This window comes from Corynebacterium sp. HMSC034A01, assembly GCF_001838175.1.
GTDB lineage: Bacteria > Actinomycetota > Actinomycetes > Mycobacteriales > Mycobacteriaceae > Corynebacterium.
The window spans coordinates 1-733 of sequence record NZ_KV835950.1; the positions used below are offsets into that span (position 1 = coordinate 1).

1 pseudogene is annotated in these 733 nt (G+C 60.8%); it reads right to left on the reverse strand.

Features of this window, described 5'->3' with window-relative positions:
* Window positions 1–598 (reverse strand): annotated as a pseudogene (locus HMPREF2791_RS05170) (IS21 family transposase); the annotation flags it as partial.
* Between the last annotated feature and the right edge of the window lie 135 nt (window positions 599–733).

Here is a 733-nt window from a genome sequence, read left to right on the forward strand (position 1 = left end):
AGTACTCGAACGCGCGGATATGAGCTGCAAGCCACGCGTCCTGGCGCTCATCCGCGCACGCGCAGGCGAACACCATGCCCGAATACGGCAGCGAAGCGACAAAGATGCTGACCTTCGAGCCTTGTCCGCCGGTGGGGTCAAACAACCGCATCTTCGTGCCTGCCCAGTCCACCTGCATCGTATGGCCCGGGGCATGGGTGATCCTGGCGGTCAGCCCGGCTGCATCAACGTGTTGAGCCACAAGTTGGCGAAACCGCTCGTAGCTGTAGTACCGCTGGCCTGTGCCCGCAGGCTGTGCGGTGTAGCGGCCCCACAGCACCTGCAGGGTCACCTTGTTGCGCCCGGTGCGCGCTTTGGCGACAGCGTCGAAATCGATCGGGACGAAATCCCCCTGAGCATGGCTGCGCCCGTCGACGAACCAGTCCGCCAGCTCATGATCCGCAACCCCACGAAGTTGCTCACGGGTTGTGATGTTGTGTTCCACCAGCGCATCACGAGCCTTTTGCACCGTGGTGTGCGAGCACCGCGAACTCGAACAGATTTGGCGGACAGACCAGCCTTTGAGCACTTGATCCATTACCGCCCGGTAGTCAGTCACAATCAGACTCCTCTGGTAACGCCGCGTGCCCTGAAGTCACGCGGTCACCAGAATCCTCCCCCGGACTGTTACTGGATGCTCACCAATGCGTTATTCGATACTCACCACGGTGTTACTAGATACGACCGCGCAACA